General features: G+C 67.5%; 18 protein-coding genes. 9 read left to right on the top strand and 9 right to left on the bottom strand.

Going from position 1 to position 16,879, the window contains the following annotated elements; translation table 11 throughout:
- Positions 1 to 35 precede the first annotated feature (35 nt).
- Together H7828_RS20695 and H7828_RS20690 are read right to left on the bottom strand one after the other, a co-directional pair.
- Entirely contained in the window at positions 36 to 1,373 is a 1,338-nt protein-coding gene (locus H7828_RS20695) for a mechanosensitive ion channel family protein (protein ID WP_425354965.1), read from the bottom strand.
- 60 nt (positions 1,374 to 1,433) lie between these two features.
- Positions 1,434 to 2,009, bottom strand: a complete 576-nt coding sequence (locus tag H7828_RS20690; protein ID WP_226782975.1) for a YqgE/AlgH family protein — start codon at positions 2,007 to 2,009, stop codon at positions 1,434 to 1,436.
- 112 nt (positions 2,010 to 2,121) lie between these two features.
- Here H7828_RS20690 and H7828_RS20685 point away from each other — a divergent pair, with 112 nt between their 5' ends.
- Positions 2,122 to 2,919 carry a protein-disulfide reductase DsbD domain-containing protein gene (locus H7828_RS20685; RefSeq protein WP_226782974.1) on the top strand — a complete coding sequence of 266 codons (798 nt, stop codon included), beginning with the start codon at positions 2,122 to 2,124 and terminating at the stop codon, positions 2,917 to 2,919.
- Here H7828_RS20685 and H7828_RS20680 read toward each other — a convergent pair.
- The 6 genes from H7828_RS20680 to H7828_RS20655 all read right to left on the bottom strand — a co-directional run bounded on the left by H7828_RS20680 (position 2,916) and on the right by H7828_RS20655 (position 10,391).
- Positions 2,916 to 6,308: an efflux RND transporter permease subunit gene (locus tag H7828_RS20680; protein WP_226782973.1), complete on the bottom strand. Its 3,393-nt coding sequence runs from the start codon at positions 6,306 to 6,308 to the stop codon at positions 2,916 to 2,918. The two genes, H7828_RS20685 and H7828_RS20680, sit on opposite strands and share 4 nt — an antisense overlap.
- Before the next feature lie 3 nt (positions 6,309 to 6,311).
- Positions 6,312 to 7,778 carry an efflux RND transporter periplasmic adaptor subunit gene (locus H7828_RS20675; RefSeq protein ID WP_226782972.1) on the bottom strand — a complete coding sequence of 489 codons (1,467 nt, stop codon included), beginning with the start codon at positions 7,776 to 7,778 and terminating at the stop codon, positions 6,312 to 6,314.
- 96 nt (positions 7,779 to 7,874) lie between these two features.
- Positions 7,875 to 8,417, bottom strand: a complete 543-nt coding sequence (gene moaB, locus H7828_RS20670; RefSeq protein WP_226782971.1) for a molybdenum cofactor biosynthesis protein B — start codon at positions 8,415 to 8,417, stop codon at positions 7,875 to 7,877.
- Between the two features lie 2 nt (positions 8,418 to 8,419).
- Positions 8,420 to 9,031, bottom strand: coding sequence for a LysE family translocator (locus H7828_RS20665; RefSeq protein WP_226782970.1), 612 nt, complete (start codon positions 9,029 to 9,031; stop codon positions 8,420 to 8,422).
- A 42-nt stretch (positions 9,032 to 9,073) separates the two neighbouring features.
- The gene (locus H7828_RS20660; protein WP_226782969.1) at positions 9,074 to 9,880 is read right to left on the bottom strand and encodes a uracil-DNA glycosylase; all 807 of its coding nucleotides are present in this window, start codon (positions 9,878 to 9,880) and stop codon (positions 9,074 to 9,076) included.
- Between the two features lie 58 nt (positions 9,881 to 9,938).
- Entirely contained in the window at positions 9,939 to 10,391 is a 453-nt protein-coding gene (locus H7828_RS20655; protein ID WP_342592309.1) for a DUF2267 domain-containing protein, read from the bottom strand.
- A 156-nt stretch (positions 10,392 to 10,547) separates the two neighbouring features.
- Between H7828_RS20655 and H7828_RS20650 the strand changes: the two genes are divergently transcribed.
- From H7828_RS20650 to H7828_RS20620, 8 genes are read left to right on the top strand one after another with little or no spacing between them, the layout of a single operon-like run.
- Positions 10,548 to 11,501: an aspartate carbamoyltransferase catalytic subunit gene (locus H7828_RS20650; protein ID WP_226782967.1), complete on the top strand. Its 954-nt coding sequence runs from the start codon at positions 10,548 to 10,550 to the stop codon at positions 11,499 to 11,501.
- Positions 11,498 to 12,043, top strand: coding sequence for a hypothetical protein (locus H7828_RS20645; RefSeq protein WP_226782966.1), 546 nt, complete (start codon positions 11,498 to 11,500; stop codon positions 12,041 to 12,043). The genes H7828_RS20650 and H7828_RS20645 overlap by 4 nt, the downstream gene beginning before the upstream one ends.
- Positions 12,040 to 12,582: an aspartate carbamoyltransferase catalytic subunit gene (locus tag H7828_RS20640; protein WP_226782965.1), complete on the top strand. Its 543-nt coding sequence runs from the start codon at positions 12,040 to 12,042 to the stop codon at positions 12,580 to 12,582. Before H7828_RS20645 ends, H7828_RS20640 begins: the two co-directional genes overlap by 4 nt.
- Positions 12,579 to 13,841 carry a dihydroorotase gene (gene pyrC / locus H7828_RS20635; protein ID WP_226782964.1) on the top strand — a complete coding sequence of 421 codons (1,263 nt, stop codon included), beginning with the start codon at positions 12,579 to 12,581 and terminating at the stop codon, positions 13,839 to 13,841. Before H7828_RS20640 ends, pyrC begins: the two co-directional genes overlap by 4 nt.
- Before the next feature lies 1 nt (position 13,842).
- Positions 13,843 to 13,971, top strand: coding sequence for a hypothetical protein (locus H7828_RS22890; RefSeq protein ID WP_281070792.1), 129 nt, complete (start codon positions 13,843 to 13,845; stop codon positions 13,969 to 13,971).
- Positions 13,968 to 14,570, top strand: a complete 603-nt coding sequence (gene plsY / locus H7828_RS20630; RefSeq protein WP_425354964.1) for a glycerol-3-phosphate 1-O-acyltransferase PlsY — start codon at positions 13,968 to 13,970, stop codon at positions 14,568 to 14,570. The genes H7828_RS22890 and plsY overlap by 4 nt, the downstream gene beginning before the upstream one ends.
- The gene (locus tag H7828_RS20625) at positions 14,567 to 15,061 is read left to right on the top strand and encodes a hypothetical protein (protein WP_226782962.1); all 495 of its coding nucleotides are present in this window, start codon (positions 14,567 to 14,569) and stop codon (positions 15,059 to 15,061) included. Before plsY ends, H7828_RS20625 begins: the two co-directional genes overlap by 4 nt.
- The gene (locus tag H7828_RS20620) at positions 15,058 to 15,477 is read left to right on the top strand and encodes a hypothetical protein (protein WP_226782961.1); all 420 of its coding nucleotides are present in this window, start codon (positions 15,058 to 15,060) and stop codon (positions 15,475 to 15,477) included. Before H7828_RS20625 ends, H7828_RS20620 begins: the two co-directional genes overlap by 4 nt.
- Here H7828_RS20620 and H7828_RS20615 read toward each other — a convergent pair.
- Positions 15,471 to 16,841, bottom strand: a complete 1,371-nt coding sequence (locus H7828_RS20615) for a glutamate--cysteine ligase (protein WP_226782960.1) — start codon at positions 16,839 to 16,841, stop codon at positions 15,471 to 15,473. The genes H7828_RS20620 and H7828_RS20615 overlap by 7 nt on opposite strands.
- Positions 16,842 to 16,879 lie beyond the last annotated feature (38 nt).

The following is a 16,879-nucleotide window of genomic DNA, read 5'->3' as shown; positions in this document are numbered from 1 at the left end:
CGGTGAACACAGAAACGCAGGCCAAGGCCCCGCTTTCAGTCCTCCGGCAGGGTTTTTTGCTCCATCGGCGAAGTTTCGCCGCCCAGCATCCGCACCTCGCGCTGGGGAAAGGGGATCGAAATTCCGTGCTCGTGAAAGGCATCCCAGAGGGCGAGGTAGACGTTGCCGCGAATGTTGGTCAGGCCGGCGCTGGGATCGGTGATCCAGAACCGCAGGATGTAGTCCACCGAGCTGTCTCCGAAGCCGACGATGTGACAGACCGGGGCCTTGTCGCCCAGAACCCGTGGGACCGACGCCGCCGCCTCGATCGCGATGGCGCGCACCTTGTGGGGGTCGTCGCCGTAAGCGGTGCCGAAATGGATGTCGAGCCGCACGAAGTGGTTGGAATGCGACCAGTTGACCACCTGCCCGGTGATCAGGTCTTCGTTGGGGATCAGGTATTCCTTGCCGTCCCGCGTGGTGATCGAGACATAGCGCGCCCCCAGCGCGTTGATCCAGCCGAAGGTTTCCCCGATGGAGATCACGTCGCCCGGCTTGATCGACTTGTCCAGCAGGATGATGATGCCCGAAACAAGGTTGCTGACCACCTTCTGAAGGCCGAAACCAAGGCCCACACCGATGGCCCCCGACAGGACGGCAAGGCCCGTCAGGTCCACCCCCACCGCCTTGAGCCCCAGGAAGAAGGCCGCGCCGTAAAGCAGAAGCTGCATCGCCTTCACGGCCAGCACCTGCATCGAGGGGCTGATGTTCTCGTTCTGGCGGATGCGCGCCGAACTGGTCTGGGTGATCAGCCGCGCGCCGGTGAACAGCACACCGATCACCACCAGCGCGTTGATCAGAACCAGAAGCGACAGGCGGAATTTCCCGACCTCGAAGGCCATGTCGTCAAGGAAGGCCGCCGTTTCGTCGACCAGCCCCAGGAAATAAAGCGTCACATAGACCAACAGCCCCCAGCGCACGACCGACCGCAGCGCCGGGTTGCGCACCAGCCGCGTGATCAGCACCACCAGCAGCCAGGCCGTGGCAATGCTGGCGGCCAGCCCCAGAAGGAACGAGCGTGACGGAAAGACGTGAATCCAGCGCATGATCCAGGTCGCGACCCAGATCAGCGCAACGAAATAGATCAGCGTCAGCCGCCGGTTGATCACCAGCAACGCGCGCAGCCGCCATTTGACCCAGTTTTCCCGCGTGCGCATCCAGTCGCGCATCCGCTCGACCGTGAACCGGTTCAGAAGCCAGGCCAGGATGATGCACCCCAGGATGATGGCAAGCTGATACAGCCGCGACGGCAGGATCAGGTTCAGCGCCTGCGCCGTCAGCATCTGCCGCAGAATCGCGATCTGCCCGATGAGATTCTCGAATTCCGCTTCCATCACCCGCCTATCGTTGCAATTTCAGAGTTGCATGCAGGCCCCGGGCGGGCAAGTCCCCGCTCAGGCCCGGCCCGCCGTGGCCGACAGGGTCAGCGGGTCGATCCCCATCAGGGCCAGGGCCGCGCTCCACTTGGCATCGTCCTCGGCCGCGAAGACGACGGCGGGATCGGCCGGGCAGGTCAGCCAGCCATTTTCCAGGATCTCGGACATCAGCTGCCCGGGGCCCCATCCGGCATATCCCAGCGCAAGGATCGCCCGTGCCGGCCCCGCGCCCGTGGCCATGTCGTCCAGCACGTCGCGGGTGGCGGTCATGGCAAAGTCCTGCCCCAGGGGCAGGGTGCCGTCGGCGGCGCTGTATTCGGCCGAATGCAGCACGAAACCGCGCCCGGTTTCCACCGGCCCGCCGTAATGCACCGCCATGTCGGGGGTGCGGCCGTCGGTTTCGATGTCCAGCTGTTCCAGAAGCGCCGGAAAGGCGAGTTCGGGCAGCGGCTTGTTCACGATCAGCCCCATGGTGGCCTCGCCATCATGTTCGCAGATGTAGATCACGCTGCGCTCGAACCGCGAATCGTCCATGCCCGGCATGGCGATCAGCAGCTTGCCCATCAGATCCTGGGATGTTTCGGCCTGTGTCATGTGCAAGCAGTGACAAAGCCCGCGCCGATGTGCAAGCCAACACCCCGCGCCCACACGGTGCCATCGCCGGTTTGTGATTTCCAATCCCCGGCGCGATGGCTAGGGTCGCGCCATGAAATCCACCCTGCGCCTTCTTGCCCTCTGCCTGTCGCTTGCCGGACCCGTCGGCGCGCAGACGCTTGACGATCTTGCCCAGCTTCAGGTGCTGCCGGGCTGGCGCACGGCCCAGGGCACCCACATGGCAGCCCTGCGCATCACCCTGGTGCCCGGCTGGAAAACCTATTGGCGCGCCCCCGGAGATGCCGGCATCCCCGCCCAGTTCGATTGGGGCGGGTCCGACAACCTGGGCGCGGTGGCCATCCACTGGCCGGTGCCCCAGGTCTTCGGGCAGAACGGCTATACCTCGGTGGGCTATCTTGAGCAGGTGGTGATCCCGATCGAATTCACCCCCCTTCAGGCCGACCGCGCCATTGCCCTGCGCGGCACCGTCAGCATGGGCGTGTGCGAACATGTCTGCGTGCCGGTCACCGCCCGCATCGCCGCCGATCTGCCCCGGGGCGAAACCCGCAAGGACGCGCGCATCGTCGCCGCGATCAACGATCGCCCGATGACCGCGCGCGAGGCCGGCGCCTCGCCCGTGCGCTGCGACGTGGCCGCGCAAAGCGATGGATTGCGCCTGACCGCGCAGGTCGATCTGCCGCCCCTTGGCGGCGACGAATTCGTGGTGGTGGAACTGCCCGGCGCCCCGGTCTGGATCTCGCAGGCAACCACGCGGCGGGCGGGGGCCACCCTTGAGGCGTCGGTCGACATCCTGCCCGATGGCGGCGCGCCCCTGGCGCTGGACCGTTCGCGCCTGCGCTTCACCCTTCTGGGGCAGCGCGGCGCGGTCGATATCCACGGCTGCGGCTAGGCCGACCGCCCCCGGCGCAGACCAAAAACCATGGCCCCCACCAGATAGGTCAGCAGCGCCAGCGCCGCGACCCCGGCCAGGAAGACGGCCAGCGCCATGGCGGGCGCCGGGGCGGCGGGCAGGACACCCACCAGCGGCGCGGCAAAATCTCCGGTCACGATCACCGCCCCCAAGGTCAGCGCGAACCAGCCAAGCCCGGCCAGCGCAACCATGGCCACCGCAAGCCCCACGCCCCGCGCACCGCGCCGGAACCCCAAGGTGCGGCGCAGGGCCGCGAACTGCTTGCCCAGGTCCTGCTGCATCGCCAGAAGCGCCGGCACCACCAGCAGGACAAGGACAAACCCGAAGCCCAGCCCGTAGACCAGCGTGACGACCGTGGGTTTCAGGAACTGCGCCTGGGACGAGGTTTCGTAAAGCAGCGGCGCAAGGCCCAGAACCGTCGTCGCCGTGGTCAGGAAGACCGGGCGCAGGCGGTCGGCAGTGCCGTCGATGATCGCCGGGATCAGCCCGCGCTCGGCCGCGTATTCATCGACCGTCGACACCAGGACGATGGAATCGTTAATGATGATGCCGGTCATCCCGATCAACCCCACCACCGAGAACAGCGAAAGCGGGATATCCCACAGGTGGTGGCCATAGATCGTACCCACGAGGCCGAAGGGAATGATCGCCATCACCACCATGGGGCGTGTCCAGCTGGCGAATATCCAGGCAAGGGTGAGGTAGATGCCAAGCAGGCACAGCCCGAAGCCGACGGCGGCATCGCTCAGGAAATCGCTCTCCTGTTCGGCCAGGCCCGATTGCCGGGTGGTGACGCCGAAATTCTCTTCAAGGGCGGGCAAAAACTCGGTCTGCAACCGCTCGACGATCTCGGCGGCGCGGGCAGGGTCGTCTTCGGAGATGTCGCCGGTCACCGACACCAGCCGCAGGCCGTTCTCACGCCGGACGGTGGAAAAGCCGCCGCGCCTTTCGACCGTCACGATATCGGCCAGGCTGACGTAATCGCCGCCCGCCGTGCGGATCAGCGTGCGGTCAAGGAAATCGGCCGTCAGCTCGTCCTCGGGCAGTTGCACCATGATCCGGGCCGAGCGTGGCCCGTCGGGATAGCTGGCCGCCTCGATCCCGTTCAGCCGGTCGCGCAGGGTGCGCCCCAGGGCATCGATCGAGATGCCCAGCGCCTGACCCTGCGCCGTCAGGTCCAGCACCAGTTCCTCCTTGTCATAGGCCAGCGTATCCTCAAGCGCGGAAACCTCGCCGAATTGCGCCATGGTGGTCTTGAGAGATTCCGCCGCCTCTTTCAGGCGCGCGGCACTGGCGCCAAAGATCTGCACATCCAGTGAATCGCCCCCCGGCCCCGACCCCCAGCGCCGGAACGACAGGGTTTCCAGCAGGGGATGCGATGGCACGGCATCCTGCAACTCTCCCAGGAACTTGAAGCTGGAATAGGGGCGCAGGTCGGCCTCGATCAGTTCGATGGCAATGGACCCCAGAAGATCGGCGTCCTTCGTATCTTCGCCCGACAGCCCGCGCCCGGTGGTGCCGCCCACCTCGGCCATGGCGAAATCAACCGGGTTGCGGCCGAACTCGACCTCGTATTTCGCGCCCAGATCCTCGACCGCCTTCTGTATCCCGCGCATCATCTCGATGGTGTCGCTTCGGGTGGCACCCGGGGCCATGGCGAAGTTGCCGCTGATGGATTCCTGTTCCGGGCTGGCGAAGAACCGCCAGGTCACGTCGCCCCGGATGAACAGGGCGCCCTGGCTGACCAGAATCAGGATCACACCCGCCATCACCGGATAGCGCGCCCAGATCACCCCCGCCATCAGCCGCCGGAAGATCACGTCGCGCACCCACGAAAACCCCCGGTTCACCGTGCGCGACGGCCAGTCGTACCAATGGGCCCTGGCCGAATGCGCCATGGCATGGGCCATGTGGTTGGGCAGGATCAGGAAACATTCCACAAGCGAGGCGATCAGAACCACGATCACCGTGAAGGGAATGTCCGAGATCAGATCGCCGAAACGCCCCCCAACGGCCACCAGCGCCATGAAGGCGATCACCGTGGTCAGCGTGGCCGAAAAGACCGGCGGAAACATCCGCTGGGCCGCGTTGACCGCCGCATCGACCGGGGTTTCGCCCAGACGGCGCACCCGGAAATCGGCGTGTTCCCCCACCACGATGGCATCGTCCACGACGATCCCCAGGGTGATGATCAGCGCGAACAGCGAAATCATGTTCAGGGTCAGCCCGGCGGCATACATCAGCGCCACCGCCGCCGTCATGGCCACCGGAATGCCCGCCGCCACCCAGAAGGCCGTGCGCGCGTTCAGGAACAGGAACAACAGCAGCACCACAAGGCCAAGCCCCATGATCCCGTTGTCCAGCAGGATGTTCAGCCGCCCGGTGATCGCCTCGGCCCGGGTGCGGATCAGGTCGATCTTCACGCCGCGCGGCAGGCCCAGCTGCATTTCCTCGGCCACCTCTTCGACCTGGCGCTGGATGGCGATGGCATCGCCCCGGTCGGTGCGGTCGACCCGGATTGAGATGGCGCTGTTGGGCCCGACGAAATAGGCTCGGTCCCGGTCGATCCCCTCGGCGCGCACCTGCGCCACGTCCGAAATCCGCAGCTTGCTGCCATCGGGGTTCGACCGCAGGACGATATCGCCGATCTGGTCGGCGCTGCGCTTCTCAACGCCGGTGCGGACACGGGCGCTGCCGGACACGTCGCCGGCCGGCTTGGTTTCGGCCCCCTCGGCGATGGCCGCCGCGATTTCGCGCATGGTCACGTTGTTGCGGATCAGCGAGATCGACGCGACCTCGACCAGTGTTTCGGGCGCCGCCACGCCGCGCAGGGTGACACGGGTGACACCGGCCTGGAACAGGCGGGCGGTGAATTCGTCGGCGAAGCGGCCCAGCTGGTCCACCCCCACCGGGCCATGGATGACGACATCGGTCACCCGGTCGCGCCAGGCACCGCGGCGCACCTCGGGGTCTTCGGCATCCTCGGGCAGGTTGGTGACGGAATCCACCGCGCCCTGCACATCATCGGCGGCGCGGGCCATGTCCCAGCCGGGTTCGAAATCCAGCCGGATGCGCGCCCGCCCCTCCGAGGACGAGGCCGATGAACCCTCGACCCCCTCGACCGCCAGAAGCGCCGGTTCCAGAACCTGCACGATGGCACCGTCGATATCCTCGGCGCCCGCGCCATCCCAGGCGATGCTGACCGACACGCTGTCGATGATCACATCGGGAAAGAACTGCGCCCGCATCCGGGGCGCCGAGGCCACCCCGAGGGCCAGCATCACCACCAGCAGAAGGTTGGCCGCCGTGCGGTGCCGGGCGAAATAGGACAGGATGCCGCCCGCCCCCTGAAGCCGACGCAGCGCCATGGCCTAGCCCCCCATCCGGGATTCGATACGCTCGATCGTCTGGGCCGGAACGCTGGCTTCGCGCAACTGCGCCAGCACCCGTTCCTTCGCCTCGCTCGGCATCCTCTCGTTGCCCTCGACAAAGGCAATCAGGCGGGCGCGGCGTTCCTCGGTCAGTTCCACCATGGCGGGCGCAGGGGGTTCGGCCGGGGCATCCGCCGCGCCGGGGCGCAGGGCGCGCACCTTGATCCCGGCGCCCAGAAGCGGCGACCGCTCGGCCACAACGTCGCGGCCGGCAAGGCCGCGCGCGCGCACCAGCACATCGTCGCCCTGACGGCGCAGAACGTCCACCCCGGCCACCTCAAGGCGGTCCTCTTCGCCCACCAGAAGAACGGTATCGGCCGAATCCACGGCCGCCGCAGGCAGGCGCGCCACCCTTTCAAGGGGCGGTTCGTCGATATCGACGGTGGCAAAATCGCCGGGGCGAAAGCCGGTGGCGCTTTGCAGGTCGGCAAACAGAAGCCGCCCGGTCTGGCCGGTTCCCACGGCGGCACTTTCGCGGGTGATCCGCCCGTCGGTGGCCAGGGTGAACCCGTTCACCTCAAGCGAAACGGCAAGTTGGGCGTCGATCAGCCGCCCCGCGCTGTCCAACAGGCGGGCATATTGCGGCGTGGACACCCGGAACGACACCTCAAGCGCGTCCGGGTCCACCAGTTGCGCCAGTTTTTCGTTGCTGGTGACAAGCCGCCCCTTCACCACCGTCACATCGCCAAGGATACCGTCGAATTCGGCGTGAATCGCGGTGTCGTCCACCCGGCGCTGCGCCTCTTCCAGGGCGATGCGTTCACGGCTCAGCTGGGTCGTGGCCTGATCCAGCCGCGCCTGGGCCTGCGCCTGGGCCTGACGGCGCGACAGAACCGCCTGCTGCGCCGAAGCCGCGGTCAGTTCCGCCGCCTCGATCGCCGCGGCGGTGCCAACACCCCGGTCGGCCAGGTCACGCTGGCGTTGCAGGGCGCGTTCGCGCAGATCGGCCTGGGCGCGGGCCGAGGCCACGTCCTCCCCCGCCAGTTCCAGCGAACGGCGAGCGTCGCGCAACTCGGCCTCGGCATCCGCCAGATCGGTCCGGGCCACCTTCAGCGCCGTCATGGCATCGGTCGGGTCGATCCGGAACAGAAGCTGGCCCGCCGCCACCCGCCCGCCATCGCGCACCCCTTCGCCCAGTTCCACCACCGCGCCCGGCGCGCTGGCCCGCACCTCAAGCGTGCGACGGCTGCGGATCTCCCCGAAGGTCGACAGGACAGGCACCACGGTTTCGGGCGTGAAGGGAACGACATTCACCGCCAGCACCCGTTCGCGGGCCGGACGCGCGCCGCCCTTGTCGGCATTGCGCGCCTCGAAGGCGGCAAAAAGCCCCTGCCCGGCAAGCGCCAGCAGGCCCAGCGTTGTCGCCAGAAGGAACAGCCCGACCAAGGAGCGGCGGAGAAAGCGCATCTAACAAAATCCCGGTTTCAATTGCTGCATGATGTAGCGGACCGGGCCCAAGCGCCAAGCGTTAATGCCATTTTCCCTTTCAAACCTGCGTGGGTGTCATTTCCTTCGCAGGTGTTCGTCCAGACGCGGGAAGATCTCGACGAAGTTGCAGGGCCGGTGGCGATAGTCCAGTTGCGGCGCGAGGATTTCGTCCCATCCGTCCTTGCAGGCGCCGGGGCTGCCGGGCAGGGCAAAAAGATAGGTGCCCTGCGCCACCCCGCCACAGGCGCGGCTTTGCACGGCGCTGGTGCCGATCTTCTTCATGCTGACGATGGTGAAGACGGTGCCGAAAGCCTCGATCTCCTTCTCATAGACATCGCGGTGCGCCTCGACGGTCACGTCGCGCCCCGTAAGGCCGGTGCCCCCGGTCGAGATGATGACATCGACCTGATCGTCGGCGCACCAGCCGCGCAGCCGGTCGGCGATCATCGCGCGGTCGTCCTGCACGATGGCGCGGGCCGCCAGGACATGACCCGCCGCCGCGATCCGCGCCACCAGCGTGTCGCCCGAGCGGTCGTCGTCAAAGCTGCGCGTGTCCGACACCGTCAGCACGGCGATGCGCACCGGCAGAAATTGCTTGTCCTCGTCGATACCCGTCATGCCTATCCCCTTTCCAGAAATGCCAGCCGCAGGGCCAGTGCGGCAAATATCCCGGCGCTGATCCAGCCCAGGGCGCGCACCGGGCCATGGGACAACCGCGCCGCAACCCGACCCGCGCCGATGCCCACGGCACCGTTCACCACGAAGCCGCCCAGGGCCAGCACCGCGCCCAGCACCAGGAACTGCGGCAGCACCGGCGCGTCAAGGCGCACGAACTGCGGCAGGAAGGCCAGCACGAACAGGATCACCTTGGGGTTGGTCAGGTTCACCAGCAGCCCGTCGCGATAGGCCCGCGAGGGGCGCACCGGCGGAATGGCGGTGCGCGGCCTTGCCCGCAGCGTGACGATGGCCAGCCACAGCAGATAGCCCACGCCGGCCCAGCGGATCACCTCGAACAGCCAGGGCGCGGCGGCCATCACCGCCCCCAGGCCAAGCCCGGCCAGCAGCACATGCACCATGGCCCCCGTCGAAATGCCCGCACTGGCCGCCAGGGCCGGGCGCGCGCCCCCGCGCAGCCCCTGCCCGAGACAGAACAGCATGTCGGCCCCCGGCGTCAGGTTCAGCACCAGAGCGGCGGGAATGAAGGCCAGAAGGGTCAGCATGTCCATGGGCATGACCGGATCAATAGCACCGCCCGCAACCCCCTGACCAGCGCCCTAACGCAGCCGCGCCTGAAGCATCAGAAGGTCGTGCCAGGCCTCGCGCTTGGCCAGCGGGTTTCGCAACAGGTAGGCGGGATGGAACATCGGCAGCGCCGGACGGTTCAGCGCCTCGGCCCAGGCGCCGCGCAGCCGGGTGATCCCCTTGCGGCCCAGCAGGGCGTGACAGCTGATATTGCCCATCAGCACCAGGATCTCCGGGTTCGCCAGTTCGACGTGCCTTTCGACGAAGGGCAGCATCATGGCGATCTCGGCAGGCTCGGGGTCGCGGTTCTGGGGCGGGCGCCAGGGCAGTATGTTGGTGATGTAAAGGCCGTCGCGCCCCTCGGCGGTGCGCTGCATCCCGATGGCATCGAACATCCGGTCCAGAAGCTGACCGGCCCGCCCGACGAAAGGCTTGCCGGCAATGTCCTCATCCCGGCCCGGCGCCTCGCCGATCACCATGACACGAGCACCGGGCGCGCCGTCGGCAAAGACCGTGTTGCGCGCGCCCCGCTTCAACTCGCATCCGTCGAAATCGGCAAGGGCGGCCCGCAGGGCGGCAAGGTCTGGCGCCCGGCCCGCCGCGTCGCGGGCAATCGCTACCGGGTCGGGGCCCTGCACCGGCGCGGCATGGCCTGCCGTAGGCGGCGCGGCCAGGGGGGCCGGCGGGGCCACGGCGGCGACCTTGGGCGCCTCGGCGGGGGTTTCGTAACGGTCGACCGGCACATCGCCGATGGCTTCGGTCACGCCAAGTTCGACCTGCCACGCCAGGGCGGCGTGCAGCGCGTCGAAGTCCATATCGTCCACGGTCAGAATCCCCATGCCGCCGATCATACGCCCCCGCGCGACACTTTCCCATGGCCCATGGCGCGAAATCCGATCAGACGATCCGCTGCGCCAGATCGCGGGGATCGTCGGTTTCGACCGCCCAGAATTCCCGCGCCGGGGCGGGCAGCCCCGCCAGCACCCTTTCGAAATCCATCGGGTTGGTGGCCCGGCGCAGGGCGCGGGCCGTCGCCTCGATCGCGTTGTCGGGCGTCAGGTTGTGGTGGCGGCGCACCGCCTTCACCTCGGCGATCAGGCTGGCCCGGTCGGCGAAGGGAACAGGCGGGCGGGTGACATCCCACCCCTTCACGAAGATCGCCCGCGGCACCGACGGCAGAACCCCGGCAAAGGCCAGCCCCTGCGCCGCGCTCAGCCGTCGGCGGAACACCTGGAACACGCCATCCACCGCCGTATAGGCGGAATTGTCCGACTCGAGCGACATGAACTCTTTCACATCGCCCAGAAACGCCCGCCATTCGCGCGTGGCATGTCGATATGTCCAGGGCATCGGCATCGTTTGCCCCCATCTTGGCAATTCCCGCCCAAGTATCGCAAGGGCCGCCCTGCCCTGTCCAGCCCCCGGAGCGCCCGATACTCCCCCCTCGCGCTTGACCCGCAGGCGGGGTTTCAGGTAACTGCATCCCGGAACAGGGGGCAGCAAAGCATGACCTTTCGACACCGACACCTGCTGGGCATCGAACCCCTGCATCCGGTTGAAATCACCACAATTCTGGATTTGGCCGACCGCTATGTCGACCTGAACCGGGGCGCGCGCAAGCATGGCGATGCGCTGGCCGGGCTGACCCAGGTGAACATGTTCTTCGAAAACTCCACCCGCACCCAGGCCAGCTTCGAACTGGCGGGCAAGCGGTTGGGCGCGGACGTGATGAACATGTCGATGCAGGCAAGCAGCATCAAGAAGGGCGAAACGCTGATCGACACGGCGATGACCCTGAACGCCATGCACCCCGATCTTCTGGTGGTGCGCCACCCCCATTCGGGCGCGGTGAACCTGCTGGCCGAGAAAGTGAACTGCGCCGTGCTGAACGCCGGTGACGGGCGCCACGAACACCCCACGCAGGCGCTTCTGGATGCTCTGACGATCCGGCGCGCCAAGGGGCGGCTGCACCGGCTGTCCATCGCCATCTGCGGCGACATCGCCCATTCGCGCGTCGCCCGCAGCAATATCCTGCTGCTGGGCAAGATGGAGAACCGCATACGCCTGGTCGGCCCACCCACCCTGATGCCCGCCGGCGTGGCCGATTGGGGGGTCGAGGTGTTCGACGACATGCGCGCCGGGCTGGAAGGTGTCGACGTGGTAATGATGCTGCGCCTCCAGAAAGAGCGGATGGACGGCGGCTTCATCCCGTCGGAACGCGAATATTACCACCGCTACGGGCTGGACGCCGAGAAACTGTCCTGCGCCAGGCCCGACGCCATCGTCATGCACCCCGGCCCGATGAACCGCGGGGTCGAGATTGACGGCACCCTGGCCGACGACATCAACCGTTCGGTCATCCAGGAACAGGTGGAAATGGGCGTCGCCGTGCGCATGGCCGCGATGGACCTGCTGGCCCGCAACCGCGCGGCCCCCCCCGCCCGCGAGGTCATGGCATGAACGCCCCGCTGACCATCGCCCCCGACGAACATGGCGTGGTGCGCGTGTTTCAGCTTTCGCCGCGTCTGGTGGCGATGATCGACCACGCCGAAACCCTGGCCCCCCTGGCCGAGGCGCTTGGCACCCCCGCCCTGAACCCCGATCACGTCCAGCTGACCGCCCTGCGCGATCTCGACAGCCTGGGCCTGGCCGGGCTGCTGGAACAGGGCCACGGCATTGCCCCCGCCACCCTGGCAGCCGACCGTGACCGCCTGTCGGCGCTGACCGGCTCGGTGGCGGTGCTGCGCAGCCGGGCCTTCGACAGGGCCGGTGGCACCCTGCATCCCAACGACGAATGCACCCTTGTCGCCAGCTATGGCGAAGAGACCGCCCCGCCGCCCCGGTTCGAACAATTGCCCCAGGGCGGCGCCAAGGGCACCCTGCCCGGCGGCCGCACCCCCGAAGACGCCCATCGCGCCTCGCGCCGCACGCTGCTGATCGGGCTGGCCGCCGTCACCGCGCTGGCCGTTGTCCTCCTGCTGGTCATGGGGGGCAAGGGATGAGCAGCCCGCCGCCGGGATGGGACGACATCCTGGACGATGACGAACAGATCCTCTGGCAGGGCGCGCCCGATGGGGGGCTGCACCTGACCGGCGGCCTTGCCCTGTCGGGCTTCGGGCTGTTCTTCGCCGGCTTCGCTGCCTTCTGGATGGCCGGCGCGGCGTCCATCGGCAACTCCGTCGGCATCATCGGCATGATCTTTCCGCTCTTCGGGCTGCCCTTCCTGCTGATCGGGCTCTACCTCGTTTTCGGGCGGTTTCTCTGGGATGCCTATGTGCGGCGTGGCACATTCTATACGCTGACCGACAAGCGCGCCTATGTCGCCACCGCCACCGCGGGCCAGCGCCGCCTGCAATCCTACGAAATCTCGCGCGATACGCCCATCGAGCTGATCCAGGGTCCGCCCGACAGCATCTATTTCGACACGGCCCCCGCCCGGACCGACCGGACCACGCCCCGCAACAGGATCGGGTTCCGATACATCCAGGACGGGCGCCGGGTGCTGAGCCTTCTGCGCGACATCCAGAAAGACGCCGCATGACACTGCATTTCACCAACGCCCGCCTGATCGACCCGGAAACCGGCACCGACACCCCCGGCGATCTGTTCGTCCGCGACGGGGTGATCGTCGACGGCCCCGGCGAAGGCCCGGTCGAAACCGTCGATTGCGCGGGCCACTGCCTGGCCCCCGGCATCGTCGATATCGGCGTGAAGATCAGCGAACCGGGCGAACGCCACAAGGAGAGCTTCCGCTCGGCCGGGCGGGCGGCGGCGGCGGGCGGGATCACCACCATGGTCACCCGCCCCGACACCGAACCGGCCATCGACACGCCCGAGGTTCTGGAATTCGTCATGCGCCGCGCCAATGCCGACAGCGCCGTGCGCGTGCTGCCCATGGCCGCGCTGACCAAGGGGCGCATGGGGCGCGAAATGACCGAGATCGGGTTTCTGACCGACGCCGGCGCCGTCGCCTTCACCGATTGCGACCGGGTGGTGGAGGACACCAAGGTATTCTCGCGCTGCCTGACCTATGCCCGTTCGCTGGGCGCACTGGTCATCGCCCATCCGCAGGATCCGGGCCTGTCGAGGGGCGCCGCCGTCACCTCGGGCAAGTTCGCCTCGCTGCGCGGGTTGCCGGCGGTATCACCCATGGCCGAACGCATGGCGCTGGACCGCGACATGGCGCTGATCGAGATGACCGGCGCGCGCTACCACGCCGACCAGATCACCAGCGCCCGCGCCCTGCCCGCGTTGGAACGGGCGAAACGCAACGGGCTGGACGTGACGGCGGGGGTGGGCATCCACCACCTGACGCTGAACGAATTCGACGTGGGCGACTACCGCACCTTCTTCAAGATAAAGCCCCCCCTGCGCAGCGAGGATGACCGCATCGCCATGATCGAGGCCCTGGCCGACGGGCGGATCGACATCCTCTGTTCCATGCACACGCCCCAGGACGAGGAATCCAAACGCCTGCCTTTCGAGGAAGCGGCCAGCGGCGCCGTGGGGCTGCAAACGCTGCTGCCCGCCGCCATGCGGCTGGTCCACGCCGGGCATATCGACCTGCCGACACTCTGGCGGGCGCTGTCGCTGAACCCGGCGCGCCGTCTTGGCCTGCCCCAGGGCCGGCTGAGCGCGGGCGCCCCGGGCGATCTGGTGCTGTTCGACCCCGACGCGCCCTTCGTGCTTGACCGGTTCACCCTGCTCAGCAAATCCAAGAACACCCCCTTCGACGGCCAGCGGATGGAGGGCCGGGTGATCGGCACCTGGGTGGGCGGCACACAGGTTCATGGAGACTGACATGGCCCATCTTTGGTCGGCAAATATCCCCGCCGGAGGCACTGAATTCTCTTCCGGAGCGACATTTGCCTTCAATGCCTCCGGCGGGGATATTTCAGGACCAAAGATGACGGCGAAAGGCAACGGGTGACAGGCATGACAGTGGGTGTTTGGTTTCTTGCGGCCGTTCTGGGCTATCTGCTGGGGGCGGTGCCCTTCGGCATGGTCATGGCGCGGCTGTTCGGGCTGGGCGATCTGCGCCAGATCGGATCGGGCAACATCGGGGCCACCAACGTGCTGCGCACCGGGCACAGGCCGGCGGCCTTCCTGACGCTGGTGCTGGATTCGGGCAAGGGCGCGATCGCGGTTCTGCTGGCGCGCTGGCTGGCCGGGGAAGAGGCGGCGCTGTTTGCCGGTTTCGCCGCCTTTCTGGGCCATTGCTATCCGGTCTACCTGGGGTTCCGGGGCGGCAAGGGCGTGGCGACCTTCCTTGGCACGGTGCTGGCGCTGGCCTGGCCTGTCGGGCTGGCCGCCTGCGCCACCTGGGCCGTCTGCGCAGCGCTGTTCCGGTTCAGTTCGCTGGCCGCACTGGCGGCGGCGGCGCTGGCGCCCCTTGTGGCGCTGGCCATGGGCAAGGGCGCACTGGCGCTGATGCTGGTGGCCATGGCGGCGCTGATCTTCCTGCGCCACTCGGCCAATATCGCCCGGCTGCGCGCCGGAACGGAGCCGCGGATCGGAAAGAAATCATGAGATATGCCATCGCGCTTTGCTGTCTTCTGCCCACCATGGCCCCCGCGCAGGAGGAGGCGGGCAACCCGCGCATCGACGCCATTCTGGACGCCGCCGCCGAGGAATGCCGCATCGACGTGACCGAAGGCGACCCCGAGGCGCCGACGCCCGAGCTTCTGGTGGAGCCGGGCGCCATCACCTGGGTCGACCTGGACGGTGAGGGCGAGAAGAACGACGCCGTGGTGGATTTCAACTATGTGCTCTGTTCGCTGAACTATTCGCTCTGGCACGGCACCGGTGGCAGCATCCTGCACCTTGTCGTCAACGGTGCGCGCTCCGAAAGCTGGACAGGCGGGCTGTGGCGCCTGACCGAATTCAACGGCCTGCCCCTGATGCTGATCGGGCGGCACGGTGGCAATTGCGGCGGTTACGGCGCACAGCCCTGCGTGCAGGCGATTTCGGTCTTCGAGGGCGGGTTCTCGACAGTGGTCCTGCCCGAACCCGGCCAGTGAGGCGACCGGCGACCAAGCCCTTCGCGCTTGCCGTCCTGCTGGTTCCGGCGCTGCACCTGGGCATATTCTACGGACTGTTCTACGCGGGGGCGACCATCCTGATGCTGCCCGCGCTGGCCGGTTTATTCGGGCTGCCCTGCCATATCCTGTTGGGGATACCCGCCATGTATGTCGCGGCCCGCTTCTGGGGCACGCGCATCTTGGTCTTTGCCCTTGCAGGGCTGGTGGCGGGGGTGGCCTCGCCGCTGGTGATCTGGGCGCAGATTTCGCTGATCCTGGGCGAGGCCCTGTCGCCGGGGATCGCGATCAACCTTGGCTGGAGCTTCGGTTGCCTGTTCGGCGCGGGCTGGGGCGCGGCGGTCGGGGTGCTGTATCACGCCCTGAACCGCGCCTTGCCGCGCCGGGGCGATCAGTAGCTGTAATCCTCGTAGATGCGCGACAGATCCCCGTTCCACTTGCCGTGGTAGTCGGCCAGAAGATCGTCGGCCGGGGTGCGGCCCGTTTCCAGGGTTTCCTTGATCGCGTTCAGGAAGTGGGTTTCATCGGGGATAAGCCCGCCCGCGCCGGGACGCGCCCGCGCCTTCAGGCCGGCGTCGGCAATCGCCACCACCTCGCGCGCCAGGTCGTGCATGGAAATGCCGCCCACCTGCGCCTGCAATCCATCCTCAGACGCGGCCACGCGCAGCGCCTCGCGGGTGTCGGCATCCCATCCCTTGGCCAGGTCCCATGCGGCATCCAGCGCGCCCTGATCATAGGTCAGCCCGACCCAGAAGGCCGGCAGCGCGCAAAGGCGGCGCCAGGGGCCACCATCGGCGCCGCGCATCTCGATGTATTTCTTTACCCGCGCCTCGGGGAAGAGGGTGGTCAGGTGGTCGGCCCAATCGCTGAGCGTGGGGCGTTCGCCGGGCAAAGCGGGAAGTTCGCCGCGCAGGAAATCGCGGAACGACATGCCCAGCGCGTCGATGTATTTGCCATCGCGGTAGACGAAGTACATCGGCACATCCAGCGCGTATTCGACCCAGCGTTCAAAGCCGAAACCCTCTTGGAACACGAAGGGCACCATGCCGGTGCGCGCATCGTCAAGGCCCCGCCAGACCCGGCTGCGCCAGGATTTGTGGCCGTTCACCTTGCCCTCGAAGAAGGGCGAGTTGGCGAACAGCGCCGTGGCGACGGGTTGCAGGGCGATGGCCACGCGCATCTTCTGCACCATGTCCGCCTCGGAGCCGAAATCGAGGTTGACCTGGACCGTGCAGGTGCGGCGCATCATCTGCTTGCCGTGGGTGCCGACGCGATCCATGTAATCGTTCATCAGCCGATAGCGCCCCTTGGGCATCAGCGGCATCTGGTCGTGGGTCCATTCAGGCGCGGCGCCAAGGCCGATGAAGCGCACGCCGATCTCATCGGCCACGGATTTCACCTCGGCCAGGTGCACGTTCACCTCGTCACAGGTCTGATGGATGGTTTCCAGCGGGGCGCCCGACAGTTCCAGCGCGCCGCCCGGTTCAAGGCTGACGTTGGCACCGTCCTTTTCCAGCCCCAGAAGGTTGCCTCCCTCCAGCACGGGCGACCAGCCGAACCTGTCGCGCAGCCCGGCCAGAACGGCATGGATCGAGCGTTCCCCTTCGTAGGGGAGCGGTTTGAGCGTGTCGGCGCAATAGCCGAACTTCTCGTGTTCGGTGCCGATGCGCCAGTCTTCGCGCGGTTTGCAGCCCGAGGCCATGTATTCGGCCATCTGTTCGTGCCGCTCGATCGGGCCGCCGCCGGATTGGGGAATGGACATGGGGCAGGATCTCCGATGATGAACGTGGCGTTGGGGGC

This window comes from Oceaniglobus trochenteri (assembly GCF_020529025.1).
GTDB lineage: Bacteria > Pseudomonadota > Alphaproteobacteria > Rhodobacterales > Rhodobacteraceae > Oceaniglobus > Oceaniglobus trochenteri.
This window is presented reverse-complemented; position numbering and strand designations above follow the sequence as displayed.